Origin of the sequence: Mesomycoplasma lagogenitalium (genome assembly GCF_029854295.1) — a bacterium.
Classification (GTDB): domain Bacteria; phylum Bacillota_I; class Bacilli_A; order Mycoplasmatales; family Metamycoplasmataceae; genus Mesomycoplasma_A; species Mesomycoplasma_A lagogenitalium.
The window spans coordinates 229,959-252,507 of sequence record NZ_CP122979.1 but is presented as its reverse complement, the minus strand read 5'-3'; the positions used below and the strand labels follow the sequence as shown (position 1 = coordinate 252,507).

The window sequence follows — 22,549 nt, the reverse complement described above, 5'->3', positions numbered from 1 at the left end:
TGCCCAATTTATATAGGCATTTAATTAAATTATTAAATTAAATTATATCTCTGACATAAATCATTTAATTCTTATCAAAATTAAATAATATAAAATTTCACTATTTTAAATTTAAAACGAAAACAAATATATAAATAAATTCAAAATTACATTATTTTATTTTAATAAATTAATGAATGCAGTAAAAATAATTTAAATTAAGTTATTAAACTGTTTTTTGTGTTAATGTTAAAGTTGTTTCACTTGAACTACTACTACTACTACTACTACTACTATCCACTACTGAAAGTGATTTAATTCCTAAAACACTAAAATCCCCTTGTTTTGAAGTTGTGTTAACTTTAAATGAATAGTGAGCAGGAACTGTTAAATCTCTTCCCATAAATTTAGATGTTTTTTCTTCAACATATGTTCCTGTTACTTCAAATGTTTGACCATTTGTTTTTGCACTAGTTCCATTTTGTTCCATTTCAACTAAAACTAATTTAAACGATTTATTATCAGCTAATTTTTTATCTCCAACATATAAATCAAATGTTATAGAGTCTGATGTTACTGAAGATCTTTCAAAATTAAATGTTCAATCTTTATAACTTTCTGTACTTGATGTTATTTCGGGAACTTTTGCATTTGGTTGTCCTGAAATATCGTCTGATTTCATAATTTCAGTTATAACAGGATCATTATGTTGATACACTTTATTATCTACTGGATTTGTAGGATTAGCTGGAGTGGTAGATTTTGCTGGATCTTCAACTTTTTCTCCTTTTTCATCTTTTTTAACTGTATCACCGCATGAAACAGCCATTGCCAATGTAGAAATAGTTGTTACTGTTCCACCTAAAGTGAATAATAAGTTTTTTAATTTGTTTGTCATAATTTCCTTTCGTTTAATAGAAATAATTTTAAAAGAAAATCTACTTTTTTTTTTTTTTTTGATATATCAGGAAAAATGGTTAAAAAATGCAGTATTTTTATCATTTTTAACCTATTTTAATTAAATTTTCAAAATATAGATAAGAAAAAATAAAAAATCTCCTTAAAATTAAGGGGATTAAAATTTTATTTAAATTATTTAATAAACAAAATATTGGAAATAGCACTTTCATTTAATTGATAATCGTATGCTTTAACAAAAATGTGTTTATTTAATAAATTTTTTTTATTAATAATAAATTGATTTTTAGTTGAATAATATTTAAGCTCATTATCAACATAAAGTTCATAGGCAATTGCTGAATTTTGGTATTCTTGCTTTTCGAAGGTGGAAGATATTTCAATTTGATTTTCATTATTAATTTCATTTGTAAAATTAATTTTTATATTTGTTTTTTTATCAAAAATTTTTAAATTTTGATAAAGTTTTTTAATAGCACTAATTGAATAATATTCAATTTTTTTGTCAATAATTGGATATTGACTAGTAAAATTAATCACTTCTAAATCAATATCAAGAAAATTAAAACGAGAAAAGATGTTAGCAAAATCAAATCCGCTAGCAATTGTAAACATTAAAATTAAGCGATTGTATTTATCAACTTTATTAAACAATTTGTCAATATTTAATTGCTTTAATAAAGTATTTTCTCTTAATATTCTTTGCGATAAGCCGAAAATACCAAATTTCTCTTTTAATTCATTTAATTCACTAAAATATAAATTATTAAATTGATAATTATAATTTTGATAATTTAAATTATTTAAATATTCTGTTGTTAAAAATCAAAATGAAAGTAAATTAAATGATTTATTATCGTTATTATATAAAAATGATTGAGCATCTTTTTCATTTTTATATAACTTATTAAAATATTGTTCATACATTTTTTGGGCTTTTAAAAACCTTTTATCCATTATAACATTTTCAATTAATTGATTTACTTTTAATGAATTTTGTCCATCAAATTTTAATTCTTTTTTCATTCAAATTATATTTGCATATAAGACATATAAATTATTTGTTTGTTCAGAAATTTCTATGTCTTGATTATCAATTAAATGCCCCTTTTCATGGTTTAATAAGCGATGATATAAATACATTGGATTTTCTAAAAATTTATCTACAAAATCAGGTGCTAAATGAATGAATTGATACCAAGCAAAATATGGAGAAGGATTTTTAATGTTTTCAGTAGCGATTATAAACATTGGTAATGTTGTTAATTTATTTTGAAAATCATTTTTATCAGTAGTTTGTCCATTGTATAATCCCAGTTCATCCAATCACTTAAATAATGTTTTAGTAAAATAATTTTCTAAATAATATTTTGCATCCTCTTCTTTTTTATCTAATTGAAAATGGTCGATAAAAAGTGATTTTACTTGCTTTGATCCTACATAAATTTGAATTCCGCCTTTTAATGGATCGATAAATTCTAAAAATGTTACAGGCACTTGTTGATAGTTTTCCTTTAAACTATTAATATAAATTAAAAATGAAGATAGATCATTTGGTTTATATTGATAAAAACTCATATTTTTTCATCGATTAAAAGTGGATAAATTTTCGATTTTTAAACTAATATCTTTTTCAGTTAAATTGTCAAAAAATAAACTCGTTCCATATTTATTATTAGTTAAATCAAATGTAATTTCATTTACCCCTTGTTTTAATCATCGAGCATTTTTAGCTAAACTTCTAAAATCTGCTTTAAAACTTTCATTTTTATCAACTGGATCAACATAATAACTTTGCAATGAAAAAATTGATAAACTATTTTCTTCAATTTTTTCATTAATAGTTATTTTGAAATTATAAATTTTTTGAGGATCTAAATAAATACCTGAAACTTGTGTATTAGAAAAAGTTCCACTATGTGATTGTTTTAATCTTTGTGCTTCTTTATTTGCAGAAACTCTTTTTTCTAAAGTTAAATTAATAATTTGATTAACTTCTTTTTGTTGTTTATCATCATTTATTAAATTTATATTATTATTAAATTGACTATCGCTGTTTTTATTTTTGTTTAAATCTGAATTTAAAATATTGATATTGATATTATCATTTTTATTTGAATTGCAAGAAAATGTAAAAAAGATAAAACTAAAAACTAATAAAAGTTTTCAAAAAAATAACTTTGGTTTGCTCTTTTTCATTTAATGCCCCTTTTTAGCATTATACTTTTTTTTTTTTTTTGGAAATAAGAGGCATTTTTTGCATAAAAAAGTGAATTTTAGTAATTTTTTGCATAAAAAAATAAGTTGCTTTCCAACTTATTTTTTTTATAAAATATTAATTTATAAATTATTTTCCTAATCTGTTAGTTAAAATTTTTCCAGCAATACCACCGTCATTTGTAGCTGTAATAATTTGACGAATTTCTTTTTGAGTAATATCTCCAACAGCATAAATTCCTTTAACTTTGGTTTCTTGGAATTGATCAACTTTGATAAAGCCATTAGGTTCAACAATTCCTAAATCTTTAACCATACTTGATGCAGGAATAAATCCTATGTATGGGAAAACAGATGCAACTTTTAATTCTTGTTGTTTTCCGTCAATTTCTACAAGTGCTTTTTCAAGTGAGTTAGTTCCCATTAATTTTAAAACTCTCGAGTTGAAATGAACCTTAACATTGTCTCTAGCCATTAGTTCTTCAACTAGTTTTGGTTCTGCTATAAATTTTGCATCACGAACGAAAACATGAACTTCAGAAGCGATTGAAGCTAAAAATGCCCCTTCTTCAACTGCTGAATTTCCACCACCAATAACAATGGCAGGATTTTTTCCATATAATGGTCCATCACAAATTACACAATAAGAAACACCTTTATGTTCAAATTCTAAAATTCCTTCAACATCCATTGGTTTTCTTTCGTTCATTCCAGTAGCAATAACTACTGATTTTGCTTTTAATACATTTCCTGATTTTAAATGAACTTCTTTTTCAAACTCCGAAAGTGATTTAACTGTTTCTACTTCTCCGTATAAATGTTCTGCACCATATTCAATGGCGTGTTCATACATTCTTAAAGCTAAATCAGCTCCCATAACCATTTTATCTCCAGGCCAGTTTTCAATTTTTGATTGAGCTACCATTTTTCCACCTGGAGCACCTTTTTCAACAATTGCTACTGATAAATTACCTCTTGAAGCATAAATTGCAGCTGATAATCCTGAAGGTCCAGCTCCAATAATGATTACATCATAAATTTTTTCCATTTTTTCTCCTTTATTACATTTTGTTTGTATTTTTTTCTAATTTTAGTTGCTTTTGAGCGTCTGTTTGTTGCTCTTGAATTTCATAATTAATTCTTTCATAAAAAATTCAATAAGCTTTACCAATTGGTTTTTTCTCTGCTTTATATCTTTCTCGTTTTTCAATTTTAAGTTTTTTATCAACAATTTTATAAACATAATTACCAAAAAACTGGTAATAAACGGAAAGAGCGATTCCGAAAATGATGTAAAAAATTGCTAATACAAAGTAAATTACATATGATTCTTCTCTTAAAAATTCCATCGATGATCTAACTATACCGTACCATATTAAATAAAATCCTGCTGTTACTCCCGGTTTTAATCAATTGAAGAAATTTAAAATTCAAACAATAATTATATAACCGATTAATGAAGTTAAAAATTCATAGAAAAATAGCGGAATTCTTAATGCTCCATTAGGATAAACAGCATCACTAATAAACATATTTTTGGAAATAATTGGCCCCAATCATAATGTTCATTCTCCAGTTAAATCCTGTTTTCCATAAACTTCGTGGTTTGTAAAATTACCTCATCTACCAACTGCTTGTCCAATTAAAACTGTTGGCAAAATAATTGATAAACATTTACGATAATCTAGTTCTTTTCTTTTTATAAAAACATAAACTAAATCTAAAGAAGCGGAAAGAATAACTCCTCATTGAATCGAAAGTCCTCCACTTCGGATGTTTCACCAATTATCTTTTAATGAACCACCATTTCCAACAGATATTTGTTCAAATATAAATCCTAATCTTGCACCAATAATTGATGAAGGGATTGTAATGATAATTAAAACAAATAAATGATCAAAATTAAGATTTTCACGTTTTCAGAAAAAGGCAATTGTTAAAATCGCAAATACCATTCCTAAAAAGATCATAAAACTATAAACTGGAAATCCAGGAAATATTTCATAAGCTTCACCGACTGAAAATGGTCTGCCGAATTTTTCAATTAATTCTTGATTATTCATTTTCTTTTAATATCCTTTCTTGAATTTTTTGTAACGGATCTAAACCATCTTTTCTTACTAAATAAGCATTTACTGCTGCTACAACTAGAGAAGAAATAGTTCTCCCTTGCTTAACGGGGATTTGTATTTTTTGAATTGCACCGTCTAAAATATTATACTCCAAGTCTCATTTTCCTAGACGATCAAAAATAATATTTTCATTATCTGGTACTAACTCTAAAACTAAATCTATGTCTAATTTTGCTCTAATCATACTTGAACCATAAGTGTGTCTTATATCAATCAAACCTATCCCTCTTACTTCTAGAAAATCTTGAGTAATTGTGGCTGGTTTACCGATAAAGCGATTTCCAAGTCGCGATATTACTACTGTATCATCAGTTACAAATGTGTGTCCTTCTTGAATTAATTCCAAAACGGCTTCCGATTTACCAGCACCAGAAGGGCCAATTATCATTACCCCTACTCCATTTACTAAAACAGCACAACCATGAACAGAAACAGTTTTTGCAAAATATTCAGTTAAATAACTACCGATATTAGCAATTAATGTTGATAAATGTTCTTGACTTTTAACAACTTGAACTTTATATTTTTCAGCAATTTGTAATACTTCTTGATATAAATTTGCTGAAAAACCAATTGATAATAATAACAGTGGCGGCAAGGCACCAATAACTGTTTTTAAAGCTTTTTTTCTTTTTTCTTCGCTTAATGAAAGAAGAAATTCTGATTCGTTAGTTCCTCAACCAACAATATTTTTTGTTAAAGTTTCTCTTTTAAAATTACCACCTAATAAAAGTCCCGCCCGATTAATAGATGGTCTTTCAATAAAAGCATTAGGAAATTCATTAAGTTTAATTAAATAAAAATCTTTAATTATTTTATCGACACTAACTCTTTTTTCCATTATTTAATAATACTCCTTTTAAATATTGGCCAGTAAATGAATTTTCATTTAATGCCACTTGCTCAGGTGTGCCTGTTGCAACTATTGTCCCTCCATTAATACCACCTCCAGGTCCTAAATCAATTATATAATCACTAACTTTAATTAAATCTAAATTATGTTCGATTACTAAAATTGTTTCACCTTGATCTGCTAAACGATTTAAAACATCAATTAATTTTAAAACATCAAGCGAATGCAATCCTGTAGTAGGCTCATCTAGAACATAAAGTGTTTTGCCAGTTGGTTTTTTTTGTAAAAATTTTGCTAGTTTTACTCTTTGCGCTTCACCGCCTGACAAGGTAGTTGCTGATTGACCTAAAGTTATATAATCTAAACCAACATCCATTAATGTTTTTAGTTTTTGAGCTATTTTAGGACGATTGGAAAAAAAATCATAAGCATCTTCAACTGTCATATTTAAAATATCTGCAATATTTTTGTTTTTATATTTAATTTCTAATATTTCACTTTTATATCTGGTGCCTTCACAATGATCGCAAGTTATATAAACATCAGGTAGAAAATGCATTTCAATTTTTAAAGAACCATCTCCTCAACATTTTTCGCATCTTCCGTCAGAAGCATTAAAAGAAAATTTACCTTTTAAATAACCACGACTTCGTGATTCTTCTAAATTAGCATAAACATCTCTTATATCATCAAATACACTAGTATAAGTAGCGGGATTAGATCTAGGTGTTCTACCAATTGGAGACTGAGTAATTTGAATAATTTTGTCAATATTATAAATTCCTTCAATATCTTTATGCTTACCAGTTTTAACTGGTTCTTGAGAAATTTTTCTTTCAATTCCTTTAACTAAAATTTCATTTATTAAAGTACTTTTACCAGAACCAGATACCCCTGTTATAGCAACAAATTTACCTAAAGGAATTTTTACATCAATGTTTTTTAAATTATTTTCTTGAGCTCCTTTAATAACAATGAATTGATTATTACCTGCTCTTCGTTTTGCAGGAATTTTTATCTGTTTTTGACCAGATAAAAATTTACCAGTTTCTGATAAAGGACTATTAATAATATCTTCAACTGTCCCTTGAGCAATTAATTGTCCACCATGTTTACCTGCTAAAGGACCTATATCAACAATATGATCAGCTGATCAAATTGTTTCTTCATCATGCTCTACAACAATTAAAGTATTTCCAATTTCAACCATCTGTTTTAGTGAATCAATAAGTTTTTGATTATCTTTTTGGTGCAAACCAATTGAAGGTTCATCTAAAACATATAAAACTCCAGTTAGATTGGAACCGATTTGTGTTGCTAATCTAATTCTTTGCGATTCGCCACCTGAAAGAGTTTCTGCTTTTCGATGTAAAGATAAATACTCAAGGCCAACATTTTTTAAAAAGGTTAAACGGGATTGAATTTCGTTAACTACCATTTGAGAAACTTCTTTTTCAAATTCGTTAATATTTAAATTTTCAATCACTTTTAGTGAATCTTCAATTGATAAATTAACAAATTCAAAAATATTTAAATCATTAATTTTTACAGCTAATGCATATTTATTTAATCTCGATCCATTGCAAGCGGAGCAATCAAATTCTGACATAAATTTTTTATATCAAGTTCTTAAATCTTCGCTACTAGTAGATAAATATCTTTCTTCAATTCTATCAATAATACCTTCAATTCTTCTTTCTCTTTTATATAAATTTCCACTTTCAGAAACAATTGAATAGCTAATTTCTTTATCAGCACCGTATTTTATAATTTCGAGTTCATCATTAGTCATTTTATAAATTGGTTTATTAATATCAATATCATATTCATTCATTAATATTTCAAATTCTTTTCATTCAATTGATTTTTTATTAATTGGAGTTCCAAAAATTTTTACAGCTCCTTGCGCTAAAGATAATTCTTTATTAGGTACTAATAAATGAAAATCACCTTTTAAAGTTATTCCAATTCCCTTACATTCAGAACACATTCCACTTGGTGCATTAAATGAAAATAATTTTGTATCAATTTTTGGCATATTAAAATCACCAAAATGGCATGCTTGTAATTTAGAAAAAGTTATTATTTGCTGATCAATTATTTCAACATTAACTATCCCTCCTGAATAGTCAGCAGCTAAATCAATTGCCTCTGTAATTCGATTGCGATTATCTGAATTTAAAATTAAACGGTCAACCACGATTTCAATACTATGTTTTTTATTTTTATCTAATTTAATTTCATCATCTAATAAATAAATTTCGCCATCGATTTTAACTCTAATAAATCCTTCTCTTTTTAATTTTGCTAGAACTTGCTGCTGAGTTCCTTTTTCATTGACTACAATTGGAGAGAGAATATAAAGTTTTGAATCAACGGGAAATTTATAAATAGCATCAACAATTTCTTTAGTTTTTTGATTTGTAATTTCATTTTTATGTTTAGGACAAAAAGGGCGACCAACTCTCGCATATAATAATCTTAAATAGTCATAAATTTCAGTAATCGTTCCAACTGTTGAACGAGGATTATTATTGGTGGTTTTTTGCTCAATTGAAATAGCTGGTGAAAGTCCATCAATTGACATAACATCAGGTTTTTTAGTTCCTCCTAAAAATTGTCTTGCATAGGAACTAAGCGAATCAACATATCTTCTTCGTCCTTCTTCGTAAATTGTGTTAAAAGCTAAAGAGGATTTTCCAGATCCAGATACTCCTGTAAAAACAACTAATTTGTTTTTAGGAATAACAACATCAATATTTTTTAAATTATTTTCTCTTGCACCTTTAATAGTGATAAAATCGTGTGTATTTTTCATGTCATAATTATACAGAATAAAAGAATTTAAATTCCAAATAAAAGTAAAATCAGCAGTAAAAAATGCAAAATTTTAAGTTTTTTACTGCTGATTGACTTAATTTTGTAGTTTAAGAATGCATTTTAATAACTTTTTCAATCTCGCTAGCGATTTTTTTTATTACCGAAACTGAAACTGAATTACCCGCCTGCTTATATAAATGAGAATCTGCTATGTTTGCTAATTTATAATTTTTATCAAATCCTTGAAACAAAAAACACTCTTTAGGAGTTAATTTTCTAATTCCATAATTAGTTAAAATTAAAGGAACATTATGACCGCCAGTTCCCATATTTGCTGTTAAAGTCGGACAAACTGATGATTTATTTTCTCTCACATATTGTCTTCTTCATTGATAAACGGTATTAAATTTTACTATTTGTGATTTTAAATTTTCATAATATTTAAAATTTGTTTCTGTATAAAAATATTTAGGATTAACTCTTTCGTTTATATCAACAATATCATTAATTGTAATTTTTAATTGTTCTTTTTTAGGAAAAGTAAAATTGTCATAATGATTTTTATTTTTAAATGCTACAATATAAATTCTTTCTCTGTTTTGAGGAATATTGCCATATTCCATGGTATTTAAAATTTGATATTTTACATAATAATTTTCTTGTTCTAAATGCTTAATAATCGTTTTAAATGTATTGCCTTTATCATGGGAAAATAAATTTTTAACATTTTCCAAAAAAATTATTTCTGGCTTTTTGTTTTTAAATATTCTTTCTAGTTCAAAAAATAAATTACCTCTTCCTTTTTCATCTTCAAAACCTTGCCTTTTACCAGCAATCGAAAATGCTTGACACGGAAAACCTGCTAACATAATATCAAAATCTGGAATTTTATTTTCGTCAACTTCTTTTATATCTTTAAAATCAACTTTTAAAGGAAAATTTAATTCATATGTTTTAATTGAATTTAAATTATATTCATTTGCATAAACAATTTCACCTATTTCTTGAAAACCCAAATCAATTCCGCCGACTCCCGCAAAAAAACTTGCTATTTTATATTTTTTCAAAATTTCTCCTTATATTTATTTAACTTCACCTGTTTTCACATCAATCACTGCATAATGATTATATTTTTTATTATTTTTTCTATTATAGAAAATCTGGGTTTTTGACCAGTAAGTTGTTTTTCTAAATATTATTTTATAGTTATTCAAATAATTTTAAATCAATTTTAGAAAAATAGAATTAAAAATTATTTACTTTTTTAGCTAAATAAAATGGCTAAAATCGACTTTTTTTTTTTTTTTTTTAGCTTATTTTATTTTGCATATAATTAAAGTATGAAAAAAGAAAGAAATAAGGAAATTAAAAGGAAAATTTTATTAAGTTCACTAGCATTTTCTGCTATGTGTGCATCGATTTACAGCACAATTTCATGTAATTCAACTAATGAAAATGAAATTTATGATAAAGCTTATCAAAGAGCTTATCAAAATATTTTAAATTCAATTAAAAATGGAGAAATTACTGTAAATCTTATAGATAAAAACAAAACAAAAACTGATGGTCCAAATACTAAAAAAGGCGATCCAGATAAAAACAAAACAGAAACCGATGATCCGAATACTAAAAAAAATGATCCTGATAAAAACAAATTAAATGGTTCTGGTAATGTAGAAGAGGAAAAAAATAATAAAAACAGCATTGACACCGATACAGAATCAAAAAATATAAATTATACTTATTCCAGATTTGACCAAATTAATGATGAAAAAATTAAATTTGCTTCTACTTTCGGTAGCACAAGTGTGCTAAAAACCGCACTTGATGCTGTAATTGAAGCATGAAACAACAAACAAGAAGTAAAAGATAAAAAAGATGGATATTTACCAATCGAAATAACTCAATTAAATGGCGGATACCAAGAATTAGAAAGTCAATTAAATACAAAATTACCTGCAAAATCAAAAGATGATTTATATAACTTAACATTAAATTATCCAAATGTAGTTGCAACATTATTAAAATACAATATGCATTTAGATTTAGCCGGTGAAACCGAGGCGCAAAAAGCAGTTGGAGTATTGGAAAAGGCTAAAGAAATATTTTCAGATCAATTTTTAGCTTCTAACTATCAAATTGCTGGTTTACAAAGCACAGAAAATGGAAGAGATCCAAAAAGTTCATTATGATTAATTCCTTTTAATAAATATTCACAAGCTATAACAGTTAATATGCCAGTTTTTGCTTATATTATCAAACAAGCTACTGAACATAATGGGATTAAAGCAACAATTAAAACTTCAGATCAAGAATTTTTCAACAAAATTAAAACACAAGGTACAGCTGATGAAGTTTCAGTAGAAGAAATTTGAGGAGAATATAAAGCTGTAAATAAAGAAAATGGCGGATTAGCTGGTTTTGAATTTTCAAAAGAATCATTTGAAAGTTATGATGGTCTATTTGATTTAGCTTCAAGAATTAAAAAAGCATTTCCAGATGCCGATAAAGCTGGAAAACCAATTAATAAAAAAGCTGATTATGTACTAGGTATTGATACAATTTCAAATGTTTTATATAAAAATGCATTATCTGATGTTGATGGAGACTATAGCAAATTTATTTTTGGACTAACTGATGATAAAACCTCAGTTAACTATAATGATGTTAGAAAAAAGGGAACAGAACAAAATAAAATCTTTGAGAAAAATTTTAATAAAATTGCTAAATTATTAAATGAACAAGCATTATTTATTAGAACATCAGCAGATTATTCATCCAGTATGTTAAAAGCACACAAACTTGCTTTTGCTATTAACTCAACAGCCGGGTATGTCCATAATTTCTATCGAAATAACGATAAGTCCTATAGCTGAATTTTTACATCAATTGATGAAAAAGGAAAAATAATTGAAAAAATAGTCGATGCAAAATATGCTTATGAATTGATAGCACCTACCGCCGAAGATAAAAATAAAGGGGCAATTGCTTATATTAAACCAGTAAACAGAGAATGAAAATATACATTATTTTTTGGATCTGAAGGTAAAAATAATTTTAAACCCGAAGGAAAAGAAAATAGTTACGATTATAAATATAATGAAGAAGCGGATGAAAAAACAAAATTAGAAGTTGAAAAATTAACACAAGGAAAAAGTGCAAATACAGTTGTTGGATATTATTCAACCGATGGTGGATTAAAACCTGATCAAATGGGTCAAAAATTTAAAAGTTGAATTATCCCAGCCGGACAACAACGTGGTTATGATATATATCTTATAGATGCTAAATGATTTAAAGGTGATTATGATCCAAATTCATTAACTGAAAGTGGATTTAGAGAATACCAAGCAAATAATACAGAAAAATTACAAGAAAATGAATTATTGTCACTTAAAGATGCGTTTATTTCTGAAAAAGATGATAAACAAAATATCGTTTTATCACAAGGTCCATCATTAATACCAATACATGCAAATGAAAAAGAAGATTTGGCTACAATAAACTTTGTTAAATGATATATTTCAGAAAAATTAGATTGACAAATCGGACATAAAGAATACAATCAACTAACTCCTTTAGAAGTTTTTGCAGCTCACGCAAGTTTTATTGTACCAACTAAAGATGTTTTATTACAAGAAACACCATCTTGATACAATGATTTTAACAAAATAGCATTTGAATCATTTAAATTGGCTTCAGATCCTAAAACAAAAGCAAAATACACCATCTATGAAGATCCGGCTGATTCAAGATCGCAAACATTTAAAAGATCAATCGATGAAGCATTTGGAGCATATATGAACAAAACTGCAGACGGAGAAGCACCTGAAACATTTGATGAATTTATAAGAGTATTAAATATTACATTAGGTAATAGTTTTAAAAATTAGTTATAAAAAAACAAACTATCGAATTTTAGTAGTTTGTTTTTATTTATTTAATTTATCAAGATTAATTACATAATCAAATAATTGTTGTTCCTGTTCGTCAATATGATGCGAAACGTAAATAATTGTTTTATCACTATCAATTAATTTATTTAGTAAATTATTTGATAATTTTTTATTTAAATTAGAAAAAGATTCATCTAATAAAAGAAAATCTTTTTCATAAAATAATAATCTTGCAAACGCTAGTCGTTGTTTTTGCCCTAACGATAACTGATTATAACTATCAAAATTATAATCAATAATTTCTTTTTCTAGTTCCTTATCAAATTCAATAAATTTTAAAATTTTATCAATTTTTGTTTCATCATTTTCTCATAAACTTAAATTGTTTTTGATATTATCGTCAAAAACAAAGTTTTGCGAATCTAAATAACATAAATTGCTTTTTAACTGCTTATAATCAATATTTTTAATATTTAATTGATCAATTTCAATTGTTCCTTCATAATTTTCTAGTTCATTTAATATTAATTTTAATAAAGTAGATTTTCCGGAGCCAGAATGTCCTATTATTAAATATTTTTTGCCTTTTTCAAATTTGTAATTGAAATTATTAAAAATAATTTTTTCGCTTGTTTTATAATTTAAATTTTTTATTTCAATTGTATTAAATTCTAAATCAATAGATTCTTTTGTTTCTTTTTCTAATTTTAAATCAAAAGCATTTACAAGTTTTTTAGATGCTAAATAAACTCTAAAAGAACTAAATACTAAAGTAAGTTCATTACTAAATTTTTCATTTAAAATATTTCTAAAAATAAATAATGAACTTAAAGATATTCCATAATCACCTTTTAATATTAAAATCCCTAATACCAAAGTTCCGCCATATTCTATTGCCTTTAATATTCCTGATGAAAAAAACGAATTAACAGTTTCTAAACGATTTTTAAGATAATTTGTTTTATGAAAATCATAAATATATGTTGCTAAAAATTTTTCTAATAAATGTTCTTTATTTGCGTAATAAAGTCTAGAATAACCGTTTAATAAATTATCAGTTTTTTCTAATAATTTTGCAAATTTTTCCTGTAATTCCAGTTGATATTGCTCTGTTTTTTTAAATGAAATTATATTAGGAATTAAAACTAAAATCAAAGCAACTAATAAAATTACAAGTGCCATTCAACTATCAATTGCTAAAGTTATTAATGAAATTGTTAAAATTAAAGAAGAAGAGATAATATTACTAAAATTATCAAAAATAGAAGTAAAATAATTGTTAGAATTTTGAAATACATTTGTAAAAAATTCTGAAGAATTATAACTTTTTATTCCTTTAAATGTACTTTCTTTATACTGTTTTACTAAATTATTAGCAATATTTTTAGCAAAAAGAATTTGCATTTTATTGCTTAAAGAATAATAAAAATAATTATTTATTAAATCTAAAATATATGTAAAACAAACTATTGCAATAATTATTAAAAATCCGTAAAAAGGTTCAATATTACTAATTGTTTTTTCTTTAATTAGCACATCAATTGCTATACCAGTTAAAATAATAATAGCAAAAGGCAATAATGAAATTAAAATTTTAAATAATAGTAAAAAAATGCTTGTGCTGAAACTAGATTTAAAAATTAATTTCATAAATCCTCCAAGTTAATTACATAATCATATTTTTGTGGTTCTTTTAAATGGTGAGTAACATTAATTAATGTTAGTGATGGATCTTCTAGTAATAAATTTTCAATATTTATAACATTTTCTTTATCTAAATTAGCAAGGGCTTCGTCTAAAAAAAGAACTTTTTTGTCTCTAAAAAAATGTCTAGCAAAATTTATTTTTTGTCTTTCACCAGTTGATAAATTAATGATTTTATCAACATTATCGTTTATATCCACATTTTTTAAATTAACTTTTATAAGTGCTTCTTTTACTTTCTCAAATTTGTTTTCTTCTCACAATGAAACATTGTTATAAACAGTATCGTTAAAGATAAAATCTTTTGAATCTAAATAGGTAAAACTATTTTTTCAAACTTTTAGATCAACATTTTTTAAATCTTGATTATTAACTAGAATTTTACCTTGATATTCTTCTATTTCTTTTAATAGTATTTTTAAAAAAGTAGATTTACCACTTCCAGATGGTCCGATAATAGCATATTTTTTTCCTTTTTCAAAAACAAAATTGAAATTTTTAATTATTTGTTTATCCTCGTAATTAAAATGAAGATCTTTAATTTCTAGTTTATTAAATTCCAACAATTTATTTTCAATTTTATGTTCTTTTACATCAGCAAATAATTTTATGTATTCTTTAGTTGAAACATACTGCTGGAAAAAATAAATAGTAATTCTGAAAAAATAAATTAAAGTTGAAAAAACTGATGGGATAGTAAATAAAAGACCAATTCCTGCATTTTCATAATAAATGTAATATCCTAAAACTATAAAAAATGATATATCAGCAATCAATAAAAATGATGAATTTATAATTTCTAACAAAATAACTTTATTCTGTTTAGTTTTTACTAAATTTAAATTTTTTTCAAAAATTTGATTAGCTCTTTCGGTGAATTTATCCTCTTTGTTTAAATAATAAAGCATCATAAAACTATCAAAGCAATTTTTTAAAGATGAAATATTTTTTTCACTTTCATCATTAAATTTAGCGTGCAAATTTCCAGCAAGCGATGAAAGAAATAACGGAATAAATGCACAAACTATTGTAATAGATAGCCCGATTAAGGCGATTTTTCAACTTAAAAAAAATAAAACAATAAGTGAAAATAAAAGTGAAAAACTCATATTAATAAAAGTAAAACCTAAATCAAAAATTGTTTGTGAAATAATTTGCGATCTTTGTTTTAATCAAAATAAATATGTTCCTGATTTATTTGTTTCAACTTCTTTAGAACTTAAATTAGAAATTACATTTGTAATATTTTTGTTTAATTGAACATTAAATTTCATTTTTAATTTATCTTTTAAAAAGTAAGATAAATATAAAAATAAAATGCTTAAAACACCTAAAATTGCAATTATTATAATTGAATTATTTTCAAAGTCAGTAATTTTATTTAATGTAACATTATCGATAAATATTGATATAAAATAAATTAAAACCGATGGCAATGCAACTGCAATTAACGAAACAACAATTGCAAAAAATAATAATAACTTAGCATTTTTAAAATATTTAGTCATTATCTCTCCTTTCTATTTTTGTATAAATGATATAAAAAAATATAAAAAATAAAAGAAATTGAACTAAAAAAGCATAAAAATCCAAAAATAAGAAGTTTATGCTTTTTACATATGTATACTTTTTCTAATTTGCCTCAAGTGCTTTTGCTTCCGGATTTGCTTCTTGAGGAATATTAACAACTTGTTTATTAAATAATGTTCCTGTTAAATAGTCGCTTAATTTGTGACCATATAATGCTTGACTTTCTTCTTGAGTTAATGAATCTTTAGAATAAATTTTAGCATATTCAATTAAAGTTTTAATATATTCATTTCCTTCATATGCTAATTCTGCTTTTTCGTTAGCTTTTGAAATATCTAGCATTTTATAACCATCACCACCTGCTAAAATAAAGTCATTTGTAACAATGTAGTAATATTTATTATTATCAATTGCTTTATCATTAATTTTAACAGATGATTCATCTAATTTCCATACTCAATTTGTTTGATTGTCTTTTTCTTCTTTTTCTACATTGATTGTAAAGGAAACATTACTACTTCATTGACCGTAAGCTCCACTTTTTCCTTTAGAAGCACCGTGTTTAATTACTTCTAGTAAAGTATCACCTTTAACTCTTACGGCAGAAATTCTGTTTCCAAATGGACTAATTCCTAAAATATCACCTCTAGAAATTTGCCCTTCTTTTAAATCTGTTCTTAATCCACCACCATTAGTTAGTCCAACTAAATTATCTAATGTTGCAGCTTCTCAATTACTTTTTGCTTCTCATGATTTTTGTTTTACAAATTCTCATGCAAGAGCATTAGATGCCAAAACCCCTAAAGATGTCGGCTTAATTCTTCCTATTCAATAAGGTGTTTGTCCAATAATTTGACTTTCTACATGTTTAAAATGTCCAGGAGAAGTAAATTGAATTACTTTATTTATTTCATTAAATTTTTTCTCTAATTCTTCAATTCATAAATCATTATTATCCGCTGTAGCAACAGTAATTTGATAAATATCTCTTAATTGTTGTTTAACATCAACAATTGTTCCTGTTTCTGTGTCAAAAGTTAAATCAATATCGCCTAAATATTTAGTATAAGCTTCCGTTTGTGTTACTTTAACTTTTGTTCCTTCAACATCGTGAATTTTTACATAAGTATGACTATGACCGTCGATTACCAAATCAACTCCTTCAACATTTTTAGCTAAATATTCTGAAGTTCATTCAACTGTATTTCTTCCTGTTCCTAAATGGGAAGAAATAATTACAAAATTAATTTCTGGATGAGCAACTTTAAGTTCTTCAATAGCCTTTTTAGCTGCATCAACCGGTTCAACAAAATCTACCAATTCTGAATTTTTTGGATGGGAAGTATAACGAGTATCTGGTGTAGTTAAACCGATAATTGCAACTTTTAAATTGTTATCTAATTCTTTAATAATTCATGGTTTAAATACTCTTTTTCCAACATTTTCTTGACTATAACCATCTGGTTTAGTTTCTACATCTTTAAAATCTTTTCAAACGATGTTTGCAGAAATAAATGGCATTGTTCTACCAAATTCTGATTTTGATGTTTGTTCATTTAAATTTCTAATATGATCTAATCCATAATCAAATTCGTGATTTCCTACTGTTACTGAATCATAACCTGTGTATTTAGCAATTTTGCTAATTGTTTCACCTTTATCCGAATCTGATAGTGGCAATCCTTGAATCATATCTCCAGCAGAAATTAATAAATCTCGGTTTATATTTTTTAAATATTTTCCCGTTCTTTCCATTCCTGAATATAAATTATATTTACCAGCATCATATTTTAATCTTCCGTGTTCGTCGTTAGTATGGAAAATTTTTACTGTTTTAACTTTACTATCTTTTTCAAGTTCTTTAAGTTTTTTAAATAAATAGTTAATCTCTTGAACTAAAGGGGTTAATTCTACTTTAGCTTGAAAATAAATATTTAATAACTCTTGATTTAATTTGTCGATATTATTTTTATCTTTTTCTTTATCAAGTTTTTTAAATATTTCTCCAGTTTTTTTTGATAACGCTTCTAATAAATTATTGTATTGATCATTAGTAGAAAAATATAATTCTCTAACTTTAGATGCATCTAGATTTTTAGTTTTTTGCTCTAAAAGTTTAAGTTTTTCTTCTAACTCTTTAATTTTCTTTTGCGAATCTTCTGTATCTGTTTTTTGACAACTAGCAATTAAAAAAGGGATTGCTGCAACTGATGAAATTGATCCTAATGTTAAAATTTTTTTAAAGTTTTTCATATTCTATCTCCTTATTTTTTAAATTTTATAAATAAATTATATAAAGTTATTATTTAAATATTTTGATTTTTAAATTAATTTATAAAATAATAGAAAATTATGAAAATTTAGTATAATTTTTATAGCTTATTAAGGAGATAAAAAATGAAAAAACTTACTATTATTGGTAATTGAAAAATGAATAAAAATTCTCAAGAAACAAAAGAATTTTTAGATGTTTTTAACACTGAATATTTAAATAATAAAGAAAAAATTAGTGATTCAATAGTTTTCGGGATTGCTGCACCTTTTACTAATTTATATTTATTTAATAAAAATGATAAATTAAAATCTGTAGCACAAAACTTTTCGAATTTTAGTTCAGGAGCATATACTGGAGAAATATCAGCAAGTATGCTTAAGGATTTAAATGTTTCAATGGTCGTTTTAGGACATTCAGAAAGAAGACAATATTTTTATGAAACAGATGAAACTGTTAATTTAAAAACTCACCAAGCATTAAAAGAAGGGATTACACCAATTGTTTGTGTTGGAGAAACTTTAGAAGAGTATGAAGCAGGGAAAACTAAAGAAGTTATTTTAAAACAATTGAAAGGATCATTAAAAGATGTTAATGATTTTTCAAAAATAATAATTGCGTATGAGCCAGTTTGAGCAATAGGAACAGGAAAAACCGCTACTGCCGAAATTGCACAAGATGTTTGTGAATTTATTAGAAAAAATACTGCAGCAAATGTTACTATTCAATATGGTGGTTCAGTTTCGCCGGCCAATATCCAAGAATTGATGAATCAAAAAGATATTGACGGGGCTTTAGTTGGTGGGGCTTCATTGAAACCAGAATCATTTATTAAATTATTAACTCTAAATAAATAAAAAAATATGTTATAATTATAAAAAAATTTTCTCTCGGTTTAAACAGTGTTCGAGTTTTTGCTGGGGTTAAATATTAAATTTAAGGAGAATCATAAATGGTTACAAAAGAACGTAAAAAAGCATTAACTGTTGAATTTGGTGGAAATGAAAAAAACACTGGAGCAATTGAAGTGCAAATCGCTATTTTAACAGAAGATATTGAATCTTTAAAAGGGCACTTTACAGTTAATAAAAAAGATAAACATTCAAAACGTGGATTTATGGCAAAAGTTAATAAGCGTAAAAAATTATTAGCTTATTTAAAAGAAACTAATTTTAATTCATATAAATCTACAATTGAAAAACTAAAAATTAGAAAATAATATTAATAAAAAACTCTTATGGAATTTAAATAATTTTATTTGAGTTTTTTTTTTTTTTTTTACAATAAAAATAATAAAAAAGCACAATTATTTGTGCTTATTTTTGATTATAAATAATGGGTTCACTCATTAAACTTTCGTTTAATTTGTGATCATATGCTTTTACAGTTATTTTCTTACCATATAAATCCTTGTTAGTATCGTGTAAAACGATTTTATATCCACTATTTATTGATTTTAAAACACCATCAACATACAATTCATAAGCAATTGCACTATCAATATCAGTTTTATTTTCAAATTCAACATCTAACACAATTGCTTCATAAGAATATTCATATTTAATTACTGGTTTAGTATCTTTATTAAAAGCTGGTTTATTTTCTAATCAAAATAATTCACCATTGGAATTATAATATTCGATCTTTTTATCTAATTTAGGATATTTAGAGGTGAATTTAATAACATCAGGATTAATATCATCTTGACCGTATTTAGTAAAAATATCTGAAAAATCATAACCACTAACGATTGTAAAAAGATAAGGGAATAAATCTTCTTTTGATATTTTATTAATTAAATTATCAGAATCATATTTTAAAATATTTTTTTGATCCCTTAATAATCTTTGCACAGCTCCTCAAATTCCATATTTTTCAAGAATTTTTGCATCTTCTTCTGTAAATGGACTTGATCTATAATCATATGTTTTATAGTCTAATTTATTAACAAATTGTGATGTTATAAATCAAGAATAAACGGGATAAAATGGAGTATTGTTTTTTGATGATTTTTTTACAAACGGTGTATTAATCGGTTTATTATCAAATTTGGAATTTAAATATCTATATAAAATATTGTGTTGTGTTCAAAAATTACTATTGAATACAGAATTATAATCTTTTTTATGATTGTAATTACCTTCATCTATTAATTTTTTTAATTTTAAATAAGATGCATATAATGCATACATATTATTTGTTACTTCTAAAATAACGATTCTTTGTTGGTCAATTGTATGGCCTTTTTCATGGTTAATAATTCAATCATAAATTTTCATAGGTTCAACAAGAATATCTTTCACCAATGCCGGTGCTAAATGTATGTAGTTAAAATAGGCATAGTATGAAGATGGTTGAACGACTGTGTCGCTAGCTGAAATAAATAATGGTAAATTTGTTGATTGTTGTAATTCATCTTCATCATCTACAGTTAAACCATTATATAAATCTAATTCTGTAACTCAATTTTTGATAACTGAATTAAGATTTTTTGCATATTCAGTTGCTTTTTGTTCTGTATCTAAATTTAATTTTTCAATAAATGTTGATATTGATCATTTTAAATTTCACGAAATTTGCAACCCTCCATTAATTGGGTTGGAAAATTGTAAAAAGGTTGCTGGAGCTTTTAATTGTGTATCTTTTTTACCATCTTTACCATCAACAATGATAACTTGTTCTTTTATTTTTTGAATGTATTGTCAAAAAAGTTCAGGATGATCTTCATCGTGAATGTAAAAAGGATATTCAATTCAAGAATTTTCATTATTTAAATTAGTGATTTTTACAGATAGAGGCTCATTTGAAAAATTACTTAAAAATACTGCATATCCGTGTTTATCTTTAGTTAAATCAACAACGATTTTGTTTTCTAATTGACTTAAATAATAGTTTCTCGGATTTAATGAAGTGAAATTACTGTTTTCAGTTAATCCAACCTGTTTTAAATAAAGTAAAACGCTACCACTTGATTTTGGAACTGAACTTAAAGTAACTTGAAATTCATATTTTTTACCCGCTTCTAAATAATAACCAGTCGGAACGGCATTTGAATACCCAAAATACTGAGATAATCTTCTTTTTTCAGATTCATAAGATTTTAATGTAGATAAGTGAATAGTTTTATCTTCATCATATTTAGGAGCTCAATACGGATTAATTTCAACTTTTGATTTTACTTTGTCTGAATTTTCATCCTTTTTTTCTTGGTTTTCTTTAGCTGTTAAATTATTATTTGATAATTCAGGATTTTCAATTTCAGTTTTTGTTTTTAAATTCTCATTAGTTTCTTGAGTGTTTTTATCTTCAGAACTAGAACTGATTTGATCAGTTTTCGAAACTAAATTACTATCTTTATGTTCTTCTTGATTATTAATTTCATTGGCGTTTTCTTTTTCTATTTTAGTATTTGAATTTTCTTTGCTTTCAATTGATTCTTTTTTATCGCTACTATTAGTTTCTTGTTTTTCTTCTAATTTTTCGTTATTATCTATATCAGGGCTTGAACTTATTTCGCTTTTAAAAGTATTATTTTGTTCAGTATTTTGATTTACTTTTTCTTTATTTTCGATTTGATTTTTTGTATCTAATTCTTCTTTTGTATCTCAAATATTTTTATTTTCTGAACTGGAAATGTTTTGATCGTTTTTTGAAGTTAAATCCTTTGTTTCTTGCTCTTTTTGTTCGCTAACTTCATTGAAATTTTCTTTGCTTTCAATTGATTCTTTTTTATCACCACTATTAGTTTCTTGTTTTTCTTCTATTTTTTCGTTATTATCTATAGCGGGATTTGAGTTTATTTCGCTTTTGGAAGTATTATCTTGTTCGCTTTTTTGACTATTAGAAAAAATATTGTGGTTGTTTTCTTGTTCTTGTTTATCTTTTAAATCTGATTCGTCTTTGGTTTTTGGAATATCTTTATTTTCAAAACTTAAATTGTTTTGATTATTTTTTAAAGTTAAATCATAATCTTTTTCAGATGGCTTTTCTTCAATTTTAGTTTTGTTTTTATTAGGATTTTGAGTTAATTCTCCCTTTTTTGGTTGATCATTTTTTTTATTATCAACATTGCTTATATTTTCATCTTTATTTTTATCATCATCAATAGTTGAACAAGAAACTAAAATCAACGGAATTGACATTGATGATAATAATAAAGGAAATTTTTTTGATTGTTGTTTTTTCATTTTTTCCTTAATAGCAAAAAATGTGTGTATTTATTTTGCTA

Annotated in this window: 14 protein-coding genes; 3 read left to right on the top strand and 11 right to left on the bottom strand. The window is 25.2% G+C overall.

Annotated features, from left to right (window positions below; translation table 4 throughout):
* Window positions 1-205 precede the first annotated feature (205 nt).
* The 7 genes from QEG99_RS01085 to dcm form a co-directional block, all read right to left on the bottom strand.
* Window positions 206-877, bottom strand: a complete 672-nt coding sequence (locus QEG99_RS01085) for a hypothetical protein (protein WP_280102165.1) — start codon at window positions 875-877, stop codon at window positions 206-208.
* 194 nt (window positions 878-1,071) lie between these two features.
* Window positions 1,072-3,096: a hypothetical protein gene (locus QEG99_RS01080; protein ID WP_280102164.1), complete on the bottom strand. Its 2,025-nt coding sequence runs from the start codon at window positions 3,094-3,096 to the stop codon at window positions 1,072-1,074.
* Window positions 3,097-3,244: 148 nt separating this feature from the next.
* Window positions 3,245-4,162 carry an NAD(P)/FAD-dependent oxidoreductase gene (locus tag QEG99_RS01075; protein WP_280102163.1) on the bottom strand — a complete coding sequence of 306 codons (918 nt, stop codon included), beginning with the start codon at window positions 4,160-4,162 and terminating at the stop codon, window positions 3,245-3,247.
* 13 nt (window positions 4,163-4,175) lie between these two features.
* The gene (gene lgt, locus QEG99_RS01070) at window positions 4,176-5,177 is read right to left on the bottom strand and encodes a prolipoprotein diacylglyceryl transferase (RefSeq protein WP_280102162.1); all 1,002 of its coding nucleotides are present in this window, start codon (window positions 5,175-5,177) and stop codon (window positions 4,176-4,178) included.
* On the bottom strand, window positions 5,170-6,087 hold the full coding sequence (hprK, locus tag QEG99_RS01065; protein ID WP_280102161.1) for an HPr(Ser) kinase/phosphatase: 918 nt from the start codon (window positions 6,085-6,087) through the stop codon (window positions 5,170-5,172). Before hprK ends, lgt begins: the two co-directional genes overlap by 8 nt.
* Complete coding sequence (uvrA, locus tag QEG99_RS01060; protein ID WP_280102160.1) at window positions 6,071-8,917, bottom strand: excinuclease ABC subunit UvrA; 2,847 nt, start codon at window positions 8,915-8,917, stop codon at window positions 6,071-6,073. The genes hprK and uvrA overlap by 17 nt, the downstream gene beginning before the upstream one ends.
* 109 nt (window positions 8,918-9,026) lie before the next feature.
* Entirely contained in the window at window positions 9,027-9,986 is a 960-nt protein-coding gene (gene dcm / locus QEG99_RS01055; RefSeq protein ID WP_280102159.1) for a DNA cytosine methyltransferase, read from the bottom strand.
* A gap of 273 nt (window positions 9,987-10,259) precedes the next feature.
* Here dcm and QEG99_RS01050 point away from each other — a divergent pair, with 273 nt between their 5' ends.
* The gene (locus tag QEG99_RS01050; protein WP_280102158.1) at window positions 10,260-12,812 is read left to right on the top strand and encodes a P68 family surface lipoprotein; all 2,553 of its coding nucleotides are present in this window, start codon (window positions 10,260-10,262) and stop codon (window positions 12,810-12,812) included.
* A 39-nt stretch (window positions 12,813-12,851) separates the two neighbouring features.
* Here the strand turns inward: QEG99_RS01050 and QEG99_RS01045 are convergent, their stop codons facing one another.
* The 3 genes from QEG99_RS01045 to QEG99_RS01035 form a co-directional block, all read right to left on the bottom strand.
* The gene (locus tag QEG99_RS01045) at window positions 12,852-14,465 is read right to left on the bottom strand and encodes an ABC transporter ATP-binding protein (protein WP_280102157.1); all 1,614 of its coding nucleotides are present in this window, start codon (window positions 14,463-14,465) and stop codon (window positions 12,852-12,854) included.
* Window positions 14,456-16,027, bottom strand: a complete 1,572-nt coding sequence (locus QEG99_RS01040) for an ABC transporter ATP-binding protein (protein WP_280102156.1) — start codon at window positions 16,025-16,027, stop codon at window positions 14,456-14,458. Before QEG99_RS01040 ends, QEG99_RS01045 begins: the two co-directional genes overlap by 10 nt.
* Before the next feature lie 124 nt (window positions 16,028-16,151).
* On the bottom strand, window positions 16,152-18,302 hold the full coding sequence (locus QEG99_RS01035) for a 5'-nucleotidase C-terminal domain-containing protein (RefSeq protein WP_280102155.1): 2,151 nt from the start codon (window positions 18,300-18,302) through the stop codon (window positions 16,152-16,154).
* A gap of 144 nt (window positions 18,303-18,446) precedes the next feature.
* On the opposite strand from QEG99_RS01035, the gene tpiA reads away from it, so the two are divergent.
* Both tpiA and rpsO read left to right on the top strand, forming a co-directional pair.
* Entirely contained in the window at window positions 18,447-19,178 is a 732-nt protein-coding gene (tpiA, locus tag QEG99_RS01030) for a triose-phosphate isomerase (protein WP_280102154.1), read from the top strand.
* A gap of 95 nt (window positions 19,179-19,273) precedes the next feature.
* Complete coding sequence (gene rpsO / locus QEG99_RS01025; protein WP_280102153.1) at window positions 19,274-19,540, top strand: 30S ribosomal protein S15; 267 nt, start codon at window positions 19,274-19,276, stop codon at window positions 19,538-19,540.
* A 97-nt stretch (window positions 19,541-19,637) separates the two neighbouring features.
* On the opposite strand, the gene QEG99_RS01020 is transcribed toward rpsO, so the two are convergent.
* Window positions 19,638-22,508, bottom strand: a complete 2,871-nt coding sequence (locus QEG99_RS01020) for a hypothetical protein (RefSeq protein ID WP_280102152.1) — start codon at window positions 22,506-22,508, stop codon at window positions 19,638-19,640.
* Window positions 22,509-22,549: the final 41 nt, after the last annotated feature.